This window comes from Peribacillus sp. TH16 (genome assembly GCF_016651095.1).
Classification (GTDB): domain Bacteria; phylum Bacillota; class Bacilli; order Bacillales; family DSM-1321; genus Peribacillus; species Peribacillus butanolivorans.
In genome coordinates, this window is the sequence record NZ_JAEKEM010000002.1 from 588,120 (window position 1) to 605,869 (window position 17,750).

General features: G+C 34.9%; 18 protein-coding genes and 4 pseudogenes. 3 read left to right on the plus strand and 19 right to left on the minus strand.

The features are described 5' to 3' along the window. Positions 1-113: 113 nt before the first annotated feature. The 5 genes from JFV29_RS02735 to JFV29_RS02755 form a co-directional block, all read right to left on the minus strand. Positions 114-290, minus strand: coding sequence for a hypothetical protein (locus tag JFV29_RS02735; protein ID WP_236694887.1), 177 nt, complete (start codon positions 288-290; stop codon positions 114-116). 121 nt (positions 291-411) lie between these two features. Beyond that, on the minus strand, positions 412-588 hold the full coding sequence (locus JFV29_RS02740; RefSeq protein ID WP_201181101.1) for a hypothetical protein: 177 nt from the start codon (positions 586-588) through the stop codon (positions 412-414). Continuing rightward, positions 585-1,013 (minus strand): hypothetical protein, encoded by a 429-nt coding sequence (locus JFV29_RS02745; RefSeq protein WP_201181104.1) that lies wholly within the window; start codon positions 1,011-1,013, stop codon positions 585-587. Before JFV29_RS02745 ends, JFV29_RS02740 begins: the two co-directional genes overlap by 4 nt. A gap of 131 nt (positions 1,014-1,144) precedes the next feature. Next, the gene (locus JFV29_RS02750; RefSeq protein ID WP_201181106.1) at positions 1,145-1,417 is read right to left on the minus strand and encodes a CPCC family cysteine-rich protein; all 273 of its coding nucleotides are present in this window, start codon (positions 1,415-1,417) and stop codon (positions 1,145-1,147) included. A 28-nt stretch (positions 1,418-1,445) separates the two neighbouring features. Then, complete coding sequence (locus JFV29_RS02755) at positions 1,446-1,655, minus strand: hypothetical protein (protein WP_201181108.1); 210 nt, start codon at positions 1,653-1,655, stop codon at positions 1,446-1,448. Between the two features lie 258 nt (positions 1,656-1,913). Between JFV29_RS02755 and JFV29_RS02760 the strand changes: the two genes are divergently transcribed. Next, positions 1,914-2,402, plus strand: coding sequence for a GNAT family N-acetyltransferase (locus JFV29_RS02760; RefSeq protein ID WP_201181110.1), 489 nt, complete (start codon positions 1,914-1,916; stop codon positions 2,400-2,402). 150 nt (positions 2,403-2,552) lie between these two features. On the opposite strand, the gene JFV29_RS02765 is transcribed toward JFV29_RS02760, so the two are convergent. The 8 genes and pseudogenes from JFV29_RS02765 to JFV29_RS02800 form a co-directional block, all read right to left on the minus strand. Then, positions 2,553-3,230, minus strand: a complete 678-nt coding sequence (locus JFV29_RS02765; RefSeq protein WP_201181112.1) for an alpha/beta family hydrolase — start codon at positions 3,228-3,230, stop codon at positions 2,553-2,555. 161 nt (positions 3,231-3,391) lie between these two features. Then, the gene (locus tag JFV29_RS02770) at positions 3,392-3,853 is read right to left on the minus strand and encodes a GNAT family N-acetyltransferase (protein ID WP_201181114.1); all 462 of its coding nucleotides are present in this window, start codon (positions 3,851-3,853) and stop codon (positions 3,392-3,394) included. Between the two features lie 51 nt (positions 3,854-3,904). Continuing rightward, positions 3,905-4,909, minus strand: a complete 1,005-nt coding sequence (locus JFV29_RS02775; protein WP_201181116.1) for a phosphotransferase enzyme family protein — start codon at positions 4,907-4,909, stop codon at positions 3,905-3,907. A gap of 362 nt (positions 4,910-5,271) precedes the next feature. Next, positions 5,272-5,415 (minus strand): hypothetical protein, encoded by a 144-nt coding sequence (locus JFV29_RS02780; RefSeq protein ID WP_201181118.1) that lies wholly within the window; start codon positions 5,413-5,415, stop codon positions 5,272-5,274. Positions 5,416-5,786: 371 nt separating this feature from the next. Then, positions 5,787-7,184 carry an amino acid permease gene (locus JFV29_RS02785; RefSeq protein WP_201183326.1) on the minus strand — a complete coding sequence of 466 codons (1,398 nt, stop codon included), beginning with the start codon at positions 7,182-7,184 and terminating at the stop codon, positions 5,787-5,789. 372 nt (positions 7,185-7,556) lie between these two features. Continuing rightward, entirely contained in the window at positions 7,557-9,074 is a 1,518-nt protein-coding gene (gene hutH, locus JFV29_RS02790) for a histidine ammonia-lyase (protein WP_053345559.1), read from the minus strand. Between the two features lie 116 nt (positions 9,075-9,190). Further along, a pseudogene (locus JFV29_RS02795) lies at positions 9,191-9,437 on the minus strand (HutP family protein); the annotation flags it as partial. Between the two features lie 143 nt (positions 9,438-9,580). Further along, entirely contained in the window at positions 9,581-9,754 is a 174-nt protein-coding gene (locus JFV29_RS02800) for a hypothetical protein (protein WP_157443890.1), read from the minus strand. A 296-nt stretch (positions 9,755-10,050) separates the two neighbouring features. On the opposite strand from JFV29_RS02800, the pseudogene JFV29_RS31540 reads away from it, so the two are divergent. Then, positions 10,051-10,176: pseudogene (locus JFV29_RS31540) on the plus strand (IS110 family transposase); the annotation flags it as partial. A gap of 345 nt (positions 10,177-10,521) precedes the next feature. Here JFV29_RS31540 and JFV29_RS02805 read toward each other — a convergent pair. The 5 genes and pseudogenes from JFV29_RS02805 to JFV29_RS02825 form a co-directional block, all read right to left on the minus strand. Further along, positions 10,522-11,400, minus strand: a complete 879-nt coding sequence (locus JFV29_RS02805) for a glycoside hydrolase family 73 protein (RefSeq protein WP_201181120.1) — start codon at positions 11,398-11,400, stop codon at positions 10,522-10,524. 136 nt (positions 11,401-11,536) lie between these two features. Beyond that, positions 11,537-12,925: a sensor histidine kinase gene (locus tag JFV29_RS02810; RefSeq protein WP_201181122.1), complete on the minus strand. Its 1,389-nt coding sequence runs from the start codon at positions 12,923-12,925 to the stop codon at positions 11,537-11,539. Next, positions 12,918-13,565, minus strand: a complete 648-nt coding sequence (locus JFV29_RS02815) for a response regulator transcription factor (protein ID WP_201181125.1) — start codon at positions 13,563-13,565, stop codon at positions 12,918-12,920. Before JFV29_RS02815 ends, JFV29_RS02810 begins: the two co-directional genes overlap by 8 nt. A gap of 103 nt (positions 13,566-13,668) precedes the next feature. Then, positions 13,669-14,930, minus strand: a pseudogene (locus JFV29_RS02820) (glycoside hydrolase family 5 protein). A 362-nt stretch (positions 14,931-15,292) separates the two neighbouring features. Then, on the minus strand, positions 15,293-16,027 hold the full coding sequence (locus JFV29_RS02825) for an SDR family NAD(P)-dependent oxidoreductase (protein ID WP_201181129.1): 735 nt from the start codon (positions 16,025-16,027) through the stop codon (positions 15,293-15,295). A gap of 253 nt (positions 16,028-16,280) precedes the next feature. On the opposite strand from JFV29_RS02825, the pseudogene JFV29_RS02830 reads away from it, so the two are divergent. Then, positions 16,281-16,571 (plus strand): annotated as a pseudogene (locus tag JFV29_RS02830) (hypothetical protein); the annotation flags it as partial. Between the two features lie 513 nt (positions 16,572-17,084). Here the strand turns inward: JFV29_RS02830 and JFV29_RS02835 are convergent. Further along, positions 17,085-17,636 carry a GNAT family N-acetyltransferase gene (locus JFV29_RS02835; RefSeq protein ID WP_201181130.1) on the minus strand — a complete coding sequence of 184 codons (552 nt, stop codon included), beginning with the start codon at positions 17,634-17,636 and terminating at the stop codon, positions 17,085-17,087. Between the last annotated feature and the right edge of the window lie 114 nt (positions 17,637-17,750).

The following is a 17,750-nucleotide window of genomic DNA, read 5'->3' on the forward strand; positions in this document are numbered from 1 at the left end:
AAAAAGAGTTTTACCATGAAAAATATGAGGACATGCTTTCTTTTAGACTAATACTATTTTTTCTACACATATTTTACATAACATTAGTTGCACGAGTTAGTTGAATGAACTTATTATTCTTTGTCCAAATCATCATCTAAGAATGATGACTTTTTAGTTTCTTCGATACCATACTTCGATTCAAGGAGTTGACCAATTTTTGAACGGTTAATACCGTTTTTTACAGCATTTTCAATTACTAAATATAGAATAAATAACGATACAATAAATATAATAATCGATTTGAACATTTTTATTACCTCCATCACAAATAACTAATATACCAATTATATCAAAAGTATTATTCTTCCAGTAAAATAGCCCGTTAACTTCATAAGAAAAAGAGCTGCCGAAGCAACCCTAACTAGTGTTTTAATCAATAAACCATTCTTCATACTCTTCCTGATTTAATGCCTTGATCTTGTTAATCGTTCCCCCAAGCAACTCATGGTCAGATTGGATTTCTGTTTGATACTCTGTATAATCACCATCTCCATCAAACGAATCCACAAGGTAATGTATCGACTCTCCATCTCTATCCCATTTCACACCATATATGTCTTTAAATATTTCTGAGAGCCCCCCTGTCCTTCTTCACCTGAATCCATATCAAATAGGACAATTCTTGCGGAATCAGGATAACCACCGATCAGGGCCATTATATTTTTAGCAGGAGACCAAGCTATTCCATATGGTTGTTCGTATCCAGCATAATCGTATGAATCTGATATATTGCTAGATTCACCTGTTTGCAAATTCACGACGAAAATTCCCACTCTCTCTTGAACCTGACTATCAAAGGCTAAATACCGCTCATCATGGGATAAGTGCAAGCTTTTGAGATGAATCTGTTCAGGCAAATCAATCTCTATTGGTTCACCATTTCCTTCAATAGACAATTTACTGTCAGATTCAAACACCTGATATTCACCAATTTTTGTTTTATGTAAAATCAAATCGTTTACGCTTACCATATTAGGATTCGAATAATATTCCATTTCATTCTGAGAACATCCCGCGATCATGAATATAAAAATTATTAGTGAACACAAGCTACGAATATCTCCCACTCCTCAATAACGGAAATCTCCGTATTTCTAGTTTTTTACTCAAGCCTTCCTAATAGTTTCCAATTATTATCCTTTATATCGGACCTTTTTGGTTTTCTTACGTTCTTCGAAAAGGCTCCTTCACTAACTCCTAATTTAATAAAGTTTTGTTGTGCTTCTCTAAAGGAAATATTGTTTGCGTCGTCTTCATCTGGATATTTATATTGATAGCCATCATCTTCCCAAAAGCAGATTTCACAAATTTCATAGGTGTCTGGTGGTTCTTCATTCAGTGTTTTATAACCGCAGCATGGACATGTAAATTTCATAAAATGTACTCCTTTTAGAAAATCACTATTAGTTCCAATCAATATCCATATAAATTTCGAAAAGTTTTCTTCCCTTAATCGTTCCATTTTCAAAAAGAGCTTTGGAAGTATCAAATTCTTGAGTTAACGAACCCCTAACTCGTGTAAGGTAGTACTCATCTGGATTTTGACTTATCCAGTATTCCTCATTTTTATAGTCAAAACTAAATTCTTCTCCATTTTCTACACGTTTTTGCATTTCATTAAAATTCTCCAAGGTCATTTGTCTCACCTGCCTGTTTAGGTTTTCGTTAAATTATACCTTTTTCCTTATGCAGCTGTCCCCAAAAGCTGAATTAGAAAAGTCAAGTGGCCTAACCTATGCTAGTTTTTGTTACAATAAACTCATGTACGAAAATCTTGTTAGGAGATGAAGATGTACATTTAAATCTCTATTTATTTAATAAAATATTATAATTAATTTAAGAATATGGTTTATTTTGGAGGAAAGGTAGATATGCTGAACATACGAAAAGTAAAAATGGAAGACTTACCTGAACTTGTAGTTATTGAACATCTTTGTTTTTCAAAAGAAGAAGCAGCTACAAAAGAAGCGTTCGAAAAGCGCATTCAATTAATCCCGGATAGTTTTTTTGTAGCGGAGGAGGACGGTGTGCTCGCGGGTTTAATCAATGGACCAGTCATTGACACAGCGTTCATTACAGATGATTTATTTAGTGAGATACAGGTAAACCCAGCGTCTGGTGGTTATCAAACTATTTTAGGGTTAGCGGTGTCCCCGCATTTCCAAAAACGAGGCGTGGCATCCGCGTTACTTGCTCATCTTGAAAAAGAAGCGAGAGCGAACAAACGTGAAACGATTACACTTACTTGTAAAGAGAACTTAATTCGCTTCTATGAAAACTATGGATACCTCAACAGCGGTGTTTCAAGCTCAGAGCATGGAAGAGTAATTTGGTACAACATGAGTAAAAAATTATTATGAACGTTATATATCAGCTCTAAATCAATAAGACAATAAGAAAAGTAGCCAATCCACATCATGGATGGCTACTTTTTTTATTTTTACTGAACAGAGTAATATAAGCGGGCAGGATGGTTAACGCACTGATCAATGAATACAGTGTATCCTTCTTTATGAAGAATCGCACCCGTTAGCTGAACTAGAGTTATATTTTAAGAACTTGTCTATTCTTTTCATTACATTTTCTAAGACTGTAATGGCCTTTGAAGTATTAAATGGTTCAATATCTAAAGAATGATTAGCATTGGGGACTTTTTCAATTTTTATATTTGTTTTATTTTCAATTTCTTGGATTTTTCTAGAAATATAATGAGGGTCTTTTTCGCCTATAACAATAAGGGCTGAATGATTATTACTTAATAATGCTTCAAAAATTGAATCAAACTTTAAAAGTGGTGTAAGCAAAATCATTTTAGAATTCATATTCATATCCATTTTCATAAGTCCGTTGATGATAGGAATTGTACCAATTGATTTTCCTAAAAATACCGTTTCTTGATATCGTTGATTTTTAAACACCTCAGTAATGATGTGATTGACATCATTAACAATGATTTTTGTGATATCTTCCAATGGAAACTTGATTACATCCTGGCCGTATGAATAATGAATATGAACGACATCATACTGATTCTGAAGCATTGTCATTGTCGAATAATAAAATAAAGGCTTCTCATACGTGTAACCTGCTCCAGAAAACATAAAACAAACAACCGGACTTCCGGTTTCAATATGTGTGTATTGAACTTCTTTTTCATTAATAAATGTTGTTCTTTGATTAACCTTCATAATAGTCCCCCTAGTATCATTCATTTTATTAAAATCTTAAATATAAATAAAAGGGATACAATATGAAGTTCTTCTTAAACTCCCTCATTTCTTTAATAAGAAAAAGCGACCTTCCTATATTTGAAGTATCGGAGTATCGCATCTGTTAGTTAAACAATAAACTATAACTGTTTATAAACAAATTCTCTGTACTTTATAAAATGATGTTTTTTATAGAACTCTTTTGCATCATCGTTTTCAAACCAATAATCTAATTCAATTAAATCTATATCGTTCCTTTTCGCTATTTTATATACCTCTTCCATTAACCTCGTTCCATAACCTTTTTTCTTTTGATTCTCAACTATACTAATCTGATGCACATATACAGAATTATAACCATTTTTATAAACATTTTCTGGATAGTTTCTAATCTCTATCCACACGTAACCAAGTGATTCTTCATTATCTTCTAAAAGAAGGAAAACAAAACTGTTGTTGTTGATTAAACTTTTGAATGTATCTTTAATTTCACTATAGTTATATTCCTTGAAATATCTGGGATAAAGCTTTGCATGCAAATTGTGAACATATCGATTTAATTTTGCAATTTTTTCATAATCTGTAGTTTGTCTAATTTGCATAATTTCCCCTACCTAACTATTCCTATTTGTTCCATGCGAACCTTCAATCTCTTAAAAAATCACGTTCGAATCGAAGTGAACAATAGTACGACTTTCTTTTATTCTCCGTTCAATTTTTTGAACTGTTTTGTTTAATTGACTATCTGTATTCTTTAAATCGTACTTTTTATAGAAAAAACTATATAAAGTTAGATCTCTTAACTTTAAAAATAGAGGTATTGTTTCATAATCTTCAGGTGCAAGGTGATTTTCTGTCTCATATCCTTTTATGAATTCCCTCATAAATTCGGTAGCATATCCATCGAGGTCATTTACGCCCTCACGTTCTAAGCTCCACATAAAATAATACAGAGGTATTGCCAAATCGCTTGCAAACCAGTGATTAGAACAGTCATCAAAGTCAAAAACATAAATCTTACCTTCATGATAATGGAAATTGCCGTGATGAATATCAGAATGAATCAATCCAAAGTTATCTTGATGAACTGGAAGAGCATTTAATTTCTTAATAATTAATTCTTGTTGGTGTATCACTTGCTCTGGAACATCAACATGATAGAGTGTTGCATTCAATAATTCTTCTTCATACCAATTCAATCTTTTATATTCTGTTTCAGGCTTGTAACTTTTTGTTTTTTTATGTAGTTGGCCTATTGTTTTCCCCCATTCAAAAAATAAATGTTCGTTAAAATTTTCATCAGTTACTTTCATCCTTGCTCCAGGTGCTTTTTCAAACAGACAACAATAAAAATTTGTCCCATCAAGACCCGTTACAATTTCAACTAAGTTATTTTCTGTTGAAGGAATAACTTTCGGAATGTTACTTCCATTATTTTGTAAATATTCAATCCACTTTAACTCAGCAAGCACTTGCTCTTTTGTACGATGTGATTGGTGTGTCAATCTCAAGATGAATGGTGTTCCATCCCGGTAAACCTCAAATACATAGTTTTCTGCATCCCCAAGTTTTACTGGACTCTCTGCACTCACTTGAAAAAAACGCCCGGCCAATTCCACCATTTCATTTGTAAAAATACTTTCTACCGCCGCTTCCATTATCTTCACTCCTATTAATGATGTTGCTTAAGCAACAAATGACTAATTAGTAAAAAAACGAATTACATATGTTTTATACGATATCAAGGTACCTTTTCCCTTTATTTGTATATCATTCTTTTTTTATAAAGCTTTATGATAACAAGGGTAAATATATGTTTATATGTGTGAAGAGACTAAGAAAGAATTCCTACCATTTTTAAAATCTCGCCCATTTGTTGAAAAAAGGTCAAACAGCACGCTTTAACTATCCTGCACCTTTTGTAGCATAAGAATTGGTTGCCTCAGCAACTCCTCCACTCTTATTTCAAATTCTTTTGTTTTTATAGCTGAATTGTTTGAGTCAATGTCACTTTTTATTATTAATGTTCTTTTGCTTCTATTTTTTCTAAAACTTTATCATTATTTTTAAGAACTTTTTGCCAAAGGTTAAAAACATGGATTGAAAAATAGTTTGAAAAACCCACTACAACAATTTGAATTATAACTGTCACTAAAGTAGACACCTTTTCACATCCTTGATTTTAAACCTGCTCAATTTTTTGTTAATGTTCTGTATTCACGGAATAATTCACTTAAATCAATTTGCATGGTGTTTATAAAAGCTGTCCAGATAAATGGGTCTCCTCTATACTATTATATTATTACATTAGTGTATGTAATATTTAGGAACTTCCCTCCCCATTTAGCTATACAAAAAAAGGACTGCATCAGCAGCCCTTTTGTAAACTCTTGCACTTTTTAAAAGCCAATAAGTAAATAATTTGTATTTGAAAGCATCAAAAAATAGTATAAATCATCGGGAACTTTTCTTAACAACGAAAGTTATATTTATTTAATAATTAATTCGAATAAATTCTTAAAAGGGATCTTATGTCTATTTTGCATTCCTGTGTTCATCGAAATCAATTTGACATTCTTCTAACGGAATTACTTTAGTTTTCTTAATAAATTTATAGCCAAGCCACATCACCAAAAATAATGGGATACCAAGATAGCTAGCAATTACACTCGCCCACTCAATGTGATCTCCGATAAAGGCTTGATAGTTTTGCGCCAATAAAACCGAAAAACAAAGGATAAATGAAAATATCGGTCCGAAAGGAAACCATTTTGAAAGATATGGAAGATCGTCCAGTGAAAAACCTTGAGCAATGTATGCTTTTCTAAACCGGTAATGACTGGCAGCTATACCCAGCCAAAATATAAATCCAGTGACTCCAACTGCATTCATCAGCCAAATATATATTACTCCATCACCGAAAATGGAAGCAAAAAATGCCAACATTCCTACAAGTGAAGTTACAACCAGTCCCCAAATGGGAACGCCGCGTTTGTTGAGCTTCCCAAAAATACGCGGTGCCAGCCCTTCATTTGCCATTGAGTACAACATTCGGCTTGTCACGTAAAGACTCGAATTACCTGCGGATAGTACGGCTGTTAAAATGATAGCATTCATCACGGAAGCAGCAAATGCCAGTCCCACTTTTTCAAACACCATCGTAAACGGACTAACCATGATCGTATGTCCCTGCAAACTGCTATTCGTATAAGGAACTATCAATCCAATTACAAATATCGCTAGGATATAAAATAGGAAAATCCTCCAAAAGATGCTGCGAACTGCACGTGGAACATTTTTTGCCGGATCTTCACTCTCACCGGCTGCAACACCAACTATTTCTGTCCCTTGAAAAGAAAAACCAGCAGCTATGAAAATACCCAATGTTGCTAAAAAACCGCCGGCAAACGGAGCGTCGCCAACTGTGAAGTTTTTAAAACCAATCGCCTCTCCATTCATAATCCCGAATATCATCAATATACCGACAACGATAAAAATGATGATGGTCGCCACTTTAATGAGCGAAAACCAATATTCCCCTTCTCCATACCCTTTAACGGATACGTAATTCAACAAGAATATCAAAACTAAAAACAAAGAACTCCATAACAATGACGGGCTGTGTGGAAACCAAAACTTCATAACCATCGTTGCGGCAGATAGTTCCGCAGCAAGCGTCATCGCCCAAGTGAACCAATAATTCCAACCAAGCGCAAACCCAAGTGCTGGATCAATAAAACGCGTTGCGTAGGTACTGAAAGCTCCGCTTACAGGCATAAATGATGCTAGTTCTCCGAGACTTGTCATAATAAAATAAACCATTATACCAATAACGGCATAAGCGACCAAAGCCCCTCCAGGTCCTGCAGTGTGAATGGCCGGCCCGCTGCCGAGAAAAAGCCCTGTTCCAATCGCACCGCCCAACGAAATCATCGTTAGATGGCGCGCTTTTAGTTTTCTTTGTAAAGTATTTGACGGCTGGTTTTGTTCATTTTTAGCAGGCAGTTGCAATTGCTGATTTTCCAAATTAGATTCCCCTCCAATAATGCAATTTTATCTTGAATCAATAAAGCAAAGGAAATCACTCTATCAATAGGTTTAATTCTTCCGATTTTTCTTTATCACGGCCGTTATTAAAACATATTATTAACTTTTTTTGGAATATAGGGGTCTGTGTAGCATTACGCAACTAGAATAGCTGACATAAAAACCCAGTGAAGGACTACTTTTTGATCTTATTAGCCTAACCTTTATAGAAAAAGCTTCGCATGCATTTTTAAAATTCGGTTACTCCCTCACATACTATTATTTGGTGGGTAAGCTCCTATGAATAAATGAATTCCAATCGATTTGATGTAACCAGCTTGCCGCTGCTTCAATATCTTTTGAAAAGATACGATCATGTGTAATGCTTGGAATAAGCTTTCTTGCTTCCGTATACAACTCTTTTGTAAATGGAGCCATCTTTTCTGTTCCACGGTATTCCACCGCCTGCAAGGCACAAATGAGTTCAATCGCCAAAACGCGACGAACATTTTGAATGATTTGATGGGCGTGTCGGGATCCAATCGTTCCCATGCTTACATGATCTTCTTGGTTCGCTGAAGATGGTATGGAATCCACACTTGCAGGATGTGCGAGTGTTTTATTTTCAGAGACGAGTGAAGCGGCACAATATTGCATGATCATCGCTCCCGACTGCAAGCCAGGTTCCGGACTTAAGAATGGTGGTAAATCATTCAGCTGAGGATTGACGAGTCGCTCAATACGGCGCTCTGAAATATTCGCAAGCTCGGCCACAGCGATTTTCATATAGTCCATCGCAAATGCAATCGGCTGTCCATGGAAGTTGCCTCCTGAAATAACCTTTTCACCATCATCAAAAATAAGCGGATTATCCGTTGCAGCATTCATTTCGATTTCCAATTTTTCTTTTACATAATCGAGAGTTTGCCATGATGCCCCATGCACTTGCGGGATGCAGCGGAGAGAATACGCATCCTGTACCCGTAGTTCCCCTTGCTTGGTGATGAGCTGGCTACCATTGATCATGCGGCGGATCCGTTCCGCGACCTCTGATTGCTGGCGGTAACCGCGAGCTAGATGAACATCCGGATCAAAGGCGTCTTCAATGCCGCGTAACCCTTCTAACGTCATTGAAGCAATCGCCTCAGTTTGATGGGCCAGCTGTTCAGCTTCAATGTAATTGACGAGTCCCATTCCCGTCATGGCCTGCGTTCCGTTAATCAAAGCAAGACCTTCTTTTGCTTTAAGTGTCAGCGGAAGAATGCCTTCTTTCGATAAAGCTATGATGGCCTCCATTCGCTCCCCTTTATAGAACACTTCGCCCTCTCCCATCAATACAAGTGCCAAATGAGAAAGAGGCGCCAAGTCCCCACTCGCCCCTAGAGAGCCTTGCTGAGGGATGACCGGATGGATATGCGCATTCAAAAGCTCAAGCAAACGCTCAATGACAACAGGACGAACGCCGGAAAACCCTTTTAATAGCGCGTTGGCGCGGAGAAGAACCATAGCTCTTGATACCAATTCAGGAAACGGTTCTCCTACTCCGCATGCATGGGAATGAATCAAATTCCACTGCAGCTGCTCTACGTCCCCTGCATCAATCAACACATCGCTGAATTTTCCAAAACCGGTTGTAATACCATAGACTACTTTCTTTTGTTTCACGATATTTTCAACAGCTTCCCTACTTTTTTCCACTTTCTTAACACTATCGGCTGAAGCCGTGACAAACGCATTACCATACAATACTTTTTTCGCCTCTTCAATTGTTAAAGATTGGCCCGTTAACATAATCATTTCCTACACCCCTTATTCCTTTTTTAAAACAAACAAAAAGGAGGCTATATTGACAGACTTATCCAGTCGTCAATACAGCCCCCTACTTCACTAAATAACTATAGGCTTTTAATTATTTAAATGTGGTTAATTCCCAAGCTAACCGGTTCATGTTCAAATCCCCGAACTTGTGCTCCAATCGTTCCATACACGGCGACAGCAATCCATTCCTTCGTCCCCGTTTTTAAACGGCCTGCCTCGAACGATAGCAAACCGAAGTCCCGCCGTCCTCAAAAGACCGCCAAGCTCGACTTGGCCGCGTGTCACTCCATGCAGTGCTTCGATAATCGCATGATACAGAACATGCATATCACGATAAATATCGGGATTGACTAATCCCGCTAATCCGTACATGATGCATGACACCCGATTCTTTTGTCGAATACCATTGTCATGCTGAGAATTCTTTTTAATTTTCTAAATATACTAATAACTAAGTATCATTGTAAGCGGATACATATCATTCGTCAACATATTTTCACTATTTTATTAATAGTAACTGGCTTTTGGGTATAATCTTTAGATAATTCTTTTATAGGTGTCTCTTCTTTTACTATCACTCCTTTTGCTGTTATACTCTTACCACTTTCATCTTGAACTGCTTTTACTTTTAACTCGCCTAGCGGAAGCTGTTCATCCATTGTCCAAAAAAGTCTTTCCTACAAAGGCTTTTCGAAAAAATCAAATTTCCGATTTTCACCCCTTATTTCATATAGCATTATTACATCTTTTATTTTTCAATTACAGTGAATGATGGTGTTTGTTTTGAATTGTTGTTAGGTAATATAATTTTAGAACTAGAATTTGATTTATTACTTTTTTCCTTTGGGCCTTTATGTACTTCTGCTTTCGTAACATTGTAATTCTTTTGCTTCGAAGTACACCCTAACAATAAAACTGAGGATAAAACTAAAACAACAAAATAGTGTATTTTCATTTTATGGCAGTTCGTTGTACCATTCGTGATTGTCGCAAGAAGAGAACGAAAGATGAAATCATCCCTCGGAACAAGGGATTACGAGAGTTCTATGATAAGAAACGTAAAGAAGGAAAGCCCTTTAAATAAGCGACTTTCCAAGATCTAGCATAGTTTAAAAGTATAACTAAATAGCATGAAATATTTTAAGTGTTCATTGAAAAATGTTGACAAACTATTAGCTGGTTTAGCACCATAAGAAAAAGAGCTGTCAAAGCAACTCCCTTATGTATAGTGACAATAAAAATGTTTCATTTACAATAAAGTCATTTAAAATTAAACAAGGAATTGTAAAATATGTCTAGAATATATTAACATAAACTACATAATTCTATAGGTAACTGAAAACCTACATCTTTTTTTATGGTCTTTTTACACTATCTACCTATAGGGGATAATATCCAACTCACCCATTTCTACGTAAAGAAGAAATCATGCATATTTAAGCTGAACATTACTATCGATCAACTGTAACTGATACTGCTGAATTAATTCTATTAATTGCTTACTATATATTCTCTCACCTTCTTCATTTTCTATCGTACTGTACCCAGCTTCTTGTAAAGCCAGAGCCTGCTCCATATATGTGTTGGAAGAAAACAATCCATGCTTTCTGTAACGAGGATTTTCAGATAAGAATAAACCATGATCTTCTACGGATTCATGTACATCCTCATACACCCTGAAATCATCTTTAATGGTCTGATTATAAAACTCATTCGTACTTAAATTCGCTGTTTTCTCGTTCCAATTATAGCTTTTGATTCCAAAAAGATTATGATACTTCGTTGATAATTGTGACCTTCCCCAATTCGATTCCAGTATAGCTTGTGCGATTGTAATAGAAGGCAGGATTTTGTACGCTTTATAATTAGAGATCGCTGCCTCTTCAATACTCTCGATAAAATATCGTTGCATACTATTGTTTTTGTTTTTCTCTGCTATGTCCCCTTCACTAGATAATTGCTTAAGGAACGAACTAATACGCTTTTTTTGCTTTTGATTGTATTTCAAATCCTTGGTCACTTGTTGCATATCCTTTAATATATAGTCATTCTCCCTTTTCCCTATAAAACGAGCTGTAATGCTTTTTATTTCATTTTTAGATACAGAATTAAGACCATATTCAGTATGTACGACCGCGGCTACGTTTCGCCAATCTACTTGTACTTTCCCATGGCTTGTTTCATCGACAATCATTTGAATTTCTTTTATTTTCTCTCTTGGAATAGCAATCTCTTTAACAGACGCGAAGTAAATCAACGCCACCAGTAAGATACTTGCCACAAATGCTACTTTTCCGTTTTCCATCTTGTCTCTCCTTCCCATTTAGCATCATTTATATATTTGTTATTTAATGCTGCATTCTTCTTTCATTCATTATCATAACTTCCTTATGTCACAGCAATATAACAAACAAAAAAAGCATCCCTAAAAAGGTGATGCTTCAAGCTAAATTCAAATGAAACCATATACTAAAACTAATATACGAATCCTCTAGCTTCACTTCATACGACAATTCGTTTTCATCTAAAATAGTAGCCACAATAGATAGGCCTAGTCCAGTTCCTGAGAATGTTTTGTTTCTCGATTCTTCTATCACATAGAAAGAATCCCAAATTTGAGTTAAATGCTCTTGCTGTACACGGGTTGTCTTATTTTTGATTGTACATTTTAGTTCGTTATCTCTATCATTCGTTAGTAATATTTCGAAATAGTCTTCTTCGCCGTACTTGATAGCGTTGCTAATCAAATTATGAAATACTATCTCCATTTGACTCATATCTTCTTCAATACTAAAATTCTCAATTGAATCAAGATTGCTCCTTACATGTAAATGATTGTTCTGCAAAGTAATTTTATATTGGGCTATAACTTTTTGAAGAAGCTCTCTTAAATCAAACTTTGATTTGTTCACTTTCATCGCTTGCACTTTAGACAGTTTTATTAAATAATCGACCATTTCAGAGGTATATGTTACTTGTTCCAGAATGACATCCGTATATGTTCCATCATCTAACCCATCTTTTATCCCAATCGTATAGGCTTGTATTAATGATAACGGTGTTTTTACTTCGTGCGATATACTAGATATCAACGTGTTCAAGCTTTGGTTTTTCTTTACTAGCTCAGAATGGGCATTTTTCAAGCGATTACTCATCTCATTAATGCTATAAGACAATTCCTCAATTTCATCACCTGATTTAATCTCGACTTGTTTAAAATTCAGATTGGAAATGTCCTTCGCTACACTCTTTAATTTCTCTAATGGTGTAATAATTTTTTGAGAGAAATATGCGACCAACAATAAACTAATGATAATGCCTAGTAGAATGGAATATAAATTCAATTGATTTACAATTTGTAAAGCATCCGTATTATGCACAACCACTGTTCCTAGCAAGATCAACTGATTCTCCTGCTCATATAATACTGTTAATAAGCTGGACTTCAGTTTCCCTTGATTGAATAACAGTTTGACCGTATGCCCTTTAGCTACTTTTTGTAAAGTCTCATCTGTAATCCAAAATTTATTCAGTACGATTTTATCCTTAAACAAAGCAAATTGAACATTATCATTGATCTCTTCCGTGCTACCATGATTCTCAACCATAACAATTGTAACGTTATTATTGTTCTCAATGCTTTGTTCTGCTTCTACTAATTCTTCTATACTCAAGTTCTGCACTTCAAAATAAATGGAGGTGAGCCTTTGTTTCATTTTATACAAGTAATAATCAGACGAGAAATAATTATTCAATAAATAAGATATACCGAAGACTAACAACATAATGATGCTTACCATCATTAATAGTTTCTTGCTTATTTTATTCATTTTTATCATAAAAACTATATCCTGTTCCTCTGTGGGTGATAATATGCTCAGCTCCAATTTTGTCACGCAACCTATTGATGTGAGTATCAACCGTCCTTTCTTCGCCGACATAATCCATGCCCCAGACTGACGGTAACAAAACTTCCCTAGACAAAACCTGTCCTTTGTTTTCGTATAAGTATCGCAGTAAATCAAACTCTTTTTTATAAAGAGTCAATTCTTCCCCCTCTCTAAAGACTTTCTGCCTTTGTAAATCTATCTTTAAATTCCTTATTTCGATCAACTTCTCCATACGTAATATTTTCTTGACTCTAAGAATCAAAATACGGGGATCGAATGGTTTTCTGAGATATTCATCCGCTCCAATATCCAAAGCACTGAATTCATCATCGTTGGAAGACCTCGCTGTTAGCATAACAACCTTTGCCAAACTTGTTTTCTTGATTTCTTGACAAACCTCTATGCCGCTTATCTTCGGCATCATCCAATCCAACACCGCAAGATCGACTTTCTCGGAGAAAAAAAGGTCGAGCGCTTCTTCTCCATCATTGGCGGCAAAAACAGTGAATCCCTCTTTCTCAAAATATGTCTTTAAGATGAATGTCATTTGCTTCTCATCATCGGCAATTAAAATGTTCAAGCCGCTTATCTCCTTTCTCCTCACAAATCCACTTTATTTCATTCAAAACAAAAAGGTGAAAACCATTTTATAGGTTTCACCTACTATTTCATTATGATGCCTATTACTTCTTAAGTTCTTGCTTTAATGTATTCCAAATCTGATTAACTACCTGTATGTCTTCTCGGTTCGGTCTTTTACCATTCTCTAATGCCTCCCAGTATTTCCACTTAAGCGGCTGATCACCTAATTCATAATCCATGCCTTCCCACGTATCTTCACGGAAAGCATAGAAAGCCCAATGCCAGCCATACTCATCAAAAATGGAAATTAAGTCTGATAAATATTGATCCGATCCTTTTACCATCCGATTAATGCCGAATTCTTCTGCAATGATGCGATTAGCCGGTATATTATGTTCTTCCGCCCACTTTTCAATAGGTTCTAAAAATTGTTGCAGTGCTTCTTTATTGAACATTTTTTCTGTCTGTTCTTCACCAACTTTTACTTTGCCAGGGTACTCTGGTCATTTCGTAAGGCTCGTACATATGGAAAGCATATAACACTTTATCGTCTTTCATTGGTTTCAAATATTGAAATGCCCAAGGAGTCGAATACAGACCTGAATTTAATATGATTGGCGTTTCAGAATCTACTGTTCGAATAGATTGCACAATCGTTTCATATAACTTATTTAAATCCGCAGCTGTGTTTTCAACTTTGCTGTACCATGCATGATAGTCCTCTGTCCAAAAATCATTAAACCCTGTAGCCGTTTCAGGATGCGGTTCATTGATAAGATTATAACCAATAATAGCTGGATGATCTTTCAACCTACTCGCAAGGTCCCTCCAAAACTGAGCTGATTGTTCATGGTAACTGAAATCCTGCCAGATGCGATCATCATTTTTATAATCGTTAAACTGTCTCCATCGATTGCCCGGTAGACTCAGCCGTCAGCACAACTTTTGACCCACGCTCGTAAGCCGCATCCAAGTCCGCTTTCAACTTAGTAAAATCCTCTTCAACGATACCTTCATATTGATCGGCATTCCCTATTAAAAAATCCTTATTAGGATTAGCATCAGCCTGATCATTAAATAAAAAGTCTCTATCCTTCGCCCATTTATCCGGAGCTAAACGAATGTATTCAATGTTAAATTCTTTAGCTGCTTCATAATTACCCGGTAAAGATGTGGAATTCATAAAATTTGTTCCTTTTCTCTGCTCATCCCAAAAAGCAATTTTTGTAATTCCTTTTACATCTTTTTCATCTTTCTCTTCCCACGCACTGCACCCTGAAACAAATAGAACGAATATACAAATCAAAAACATCACACTTCTATAAATCTTCTTTGATACTTTTATCTTACTTTCATTCCTCATATGATCACCTCACAACATATTGTAGTAAATCTATGTTACAAGAATGTCACAACAAACCTTGAAAAACTTTATTGTCATTTGAGGATAAGTGCACGGATTAAATACACGAAATTTTCAAATAACTTCATTGTTTTTTAAACAACTTTATTGTTCGGGAACAGTATTGAACCAAGGAATTTGGGAGTTAAGTAAATACAATCCTTTATTTTTTGTCTATGTACACCTGCTGTTCTTAACTAGTCTAATAGTTATCCCATAAATTACGAATATACCCTGGTATTGGCCGCTAAATAATTTCGCTTCTTCTTATAACTTCCTGCAGGTTTAACAAAATTTGCTCGAATGTTTAATAAGGGCTAAAGCTACCTTAAATATCCTCCATTATTAATATCAAATGTTGCACCTGTATAATGCTTGGATTTATCGGATAATAAGAAGACAACAGTATCAGCAACATCTTCAGGCATAACAGGTGTATTGATGAGTCCGTGCTTTAAATACTCCTCTTTTCTCCAATCAGGTATAGATCCCATCATTGGAGTGTTAACCATAGTAGGAGCAACAGCATTAACTCGGATATATGGCGAAAAATTCATTGCACAACTTTTAGTTAATCCTAGTATGCCAGCTTTTGATAACCCATAAACCGCATCTGAACTGCCTTCTATGCCTGAAACTGACGACATATTCACGACCACTCCTTTGCGTTGAGTTTGTAACAATTTCTTCCCAAACATTTGCGAGAAATAAATGAATCCCTTTACATTTATATCTAGGACTTTATCAATTTCATCAACTTGATAGTCCACTATATTTTTTGCCAAATAAATTCCTGCATTATTAACTAAACCATTTACGTTGGAATGTTCTGTTTCAACATATTCAAAAAAATTTGCGACCTCTTCATATTTACTTACATCTAACTGATATGTATGTAAAACATTTCGGTCATCCATTGACCGTTTTAAATCATATAGAGATTCTTCATTAATATCACACGCTATTACTGAAGCACCTTCATATAAGCATTGCTTGACAATTTCTTTTCCGATTCCAGAAGCCGCACCTGTTACTATTATTTTTCTATTTTTAAGCACTTACAAAACTCCTTGCATTATTATTTTATTAATAATTTTATCATAAGCGTCCTCATTAACCCTCTTAAACTAATTCTGCCCCTATAGTTCAAGAAGTTCAACCAATTGGGTGCAAATAATCATTTTAGAGAGTCTACCTTATTGGACAAAATCGCTTCACGAACATTAGTTCTGTATAATAATTAAACATATAGGAAAAAAAGGAGGCTTCCAACTTAGGTGAAGTTTTACAATTGATTTATTTCAAACCAAAGACGGAACAGAACTAGTTAAAGGACTTTATCATATCCAAAATGTAAACAATTATCACAGCCGATTAAAAGGTTGGATGCAACGATTAAATGGCGTGGCTACAAAATACCTCGACAATTATTTGAGTTGGTTTCATTTTTTAGATGTTGTTAAACATCGTAGAGATAACGAAACAGTGAGTAAAATGATTGTTGAAAGTTCTTTATTTCCGAGCAGTTTAACCTATAATAGTATAAGAATGTCGTTATTTATCGAAAAAAATAAAAATTTGTTGCTAAATTTGAGGTTTTGAAATGGAAAATTTATTTCACTACATTTATTCTTGTGTTGGTATTTTAGTCGGTCTATATATTTTTATTACACGAAAAGAATCCAGAAAATCACTATTAATGCTTTTGTTGTCCATTATTGCGTTTTATTATAGTGCATACATTTTTTATTTTGTAACTTACCCTTTCAATTTAATTGGCATATCATTAATACTCGTGCTTTGGGTTGTTATTCTTCAACTTGGTAAAAAATTCAATTCAGGAAAAGAGCAAGTATTCTGGTATGTTTGCATATTGTATGTGGCAATATATCATTTTTTACATTATATTTTCGACCCACTTGCTGAAAAAAATATATGGTATGGTGGAATATTTTTCATATATACGAATGTTGGATTAACTTCACTTGCAGTATATTATTTTATCTGGGTCTATAAGAAGAAGTAGTTGAATACGTTACACATTTTAGGAGACCTTCAATTACGAAGGTCTTTGTTTAAAAATAAAAACAACATGACTCATTAACATAGCCTATTTTAAATAAGAGTGAGATCTTCTTTTATGATTGAGTACATATATAAATCATCGAATTTACCACATGTAAATTCATAATGTCTCAGCAAGCCCTCTCTTCTAAAGCCTTGCTTTTCTACTAGTTTTTGTGATGGGAGATTAGCAGGTTCAATTAGAGCCTCAATTCTTTCTAACTGAAAGTGGCGATAACCATACTTAACAACGGCTTCCAATGCTTCACTAGCTATCCCTTTTCCCCAGTAATCTTTGCTTAATTCATATCCAACTTCAGCTCGATAATGTTTGGTAAGCATATTAAGAAAACCACAACTTCCTATTACCTTACCAGAATTTTTTAGTGTAATTCCCCATCTAATTCCTGTACCTTCTTCGTATATAGATTTGTACCACCTAATTTCATCCCATACGTCCTCTACTGTTTGGCAAGGTACTAACCCCATAGGTTTCACAACATCTTTATCGGATAGATATTTAAACATATCTTTAGCATCCTCTATTATTACTTCTCGTAAGATTAATCTTCTTGTTTCAATTATAGGAAATTCTCTTTCCATTGAATTTCCCTCCTCTCAAGTTTTAATAGAGCAAATCGTAAAAAAAACAATGAAACTATTATCTATTCTTTAACTGGTTCAATCATTACTTAATTAAACCATTAATCAACGTTC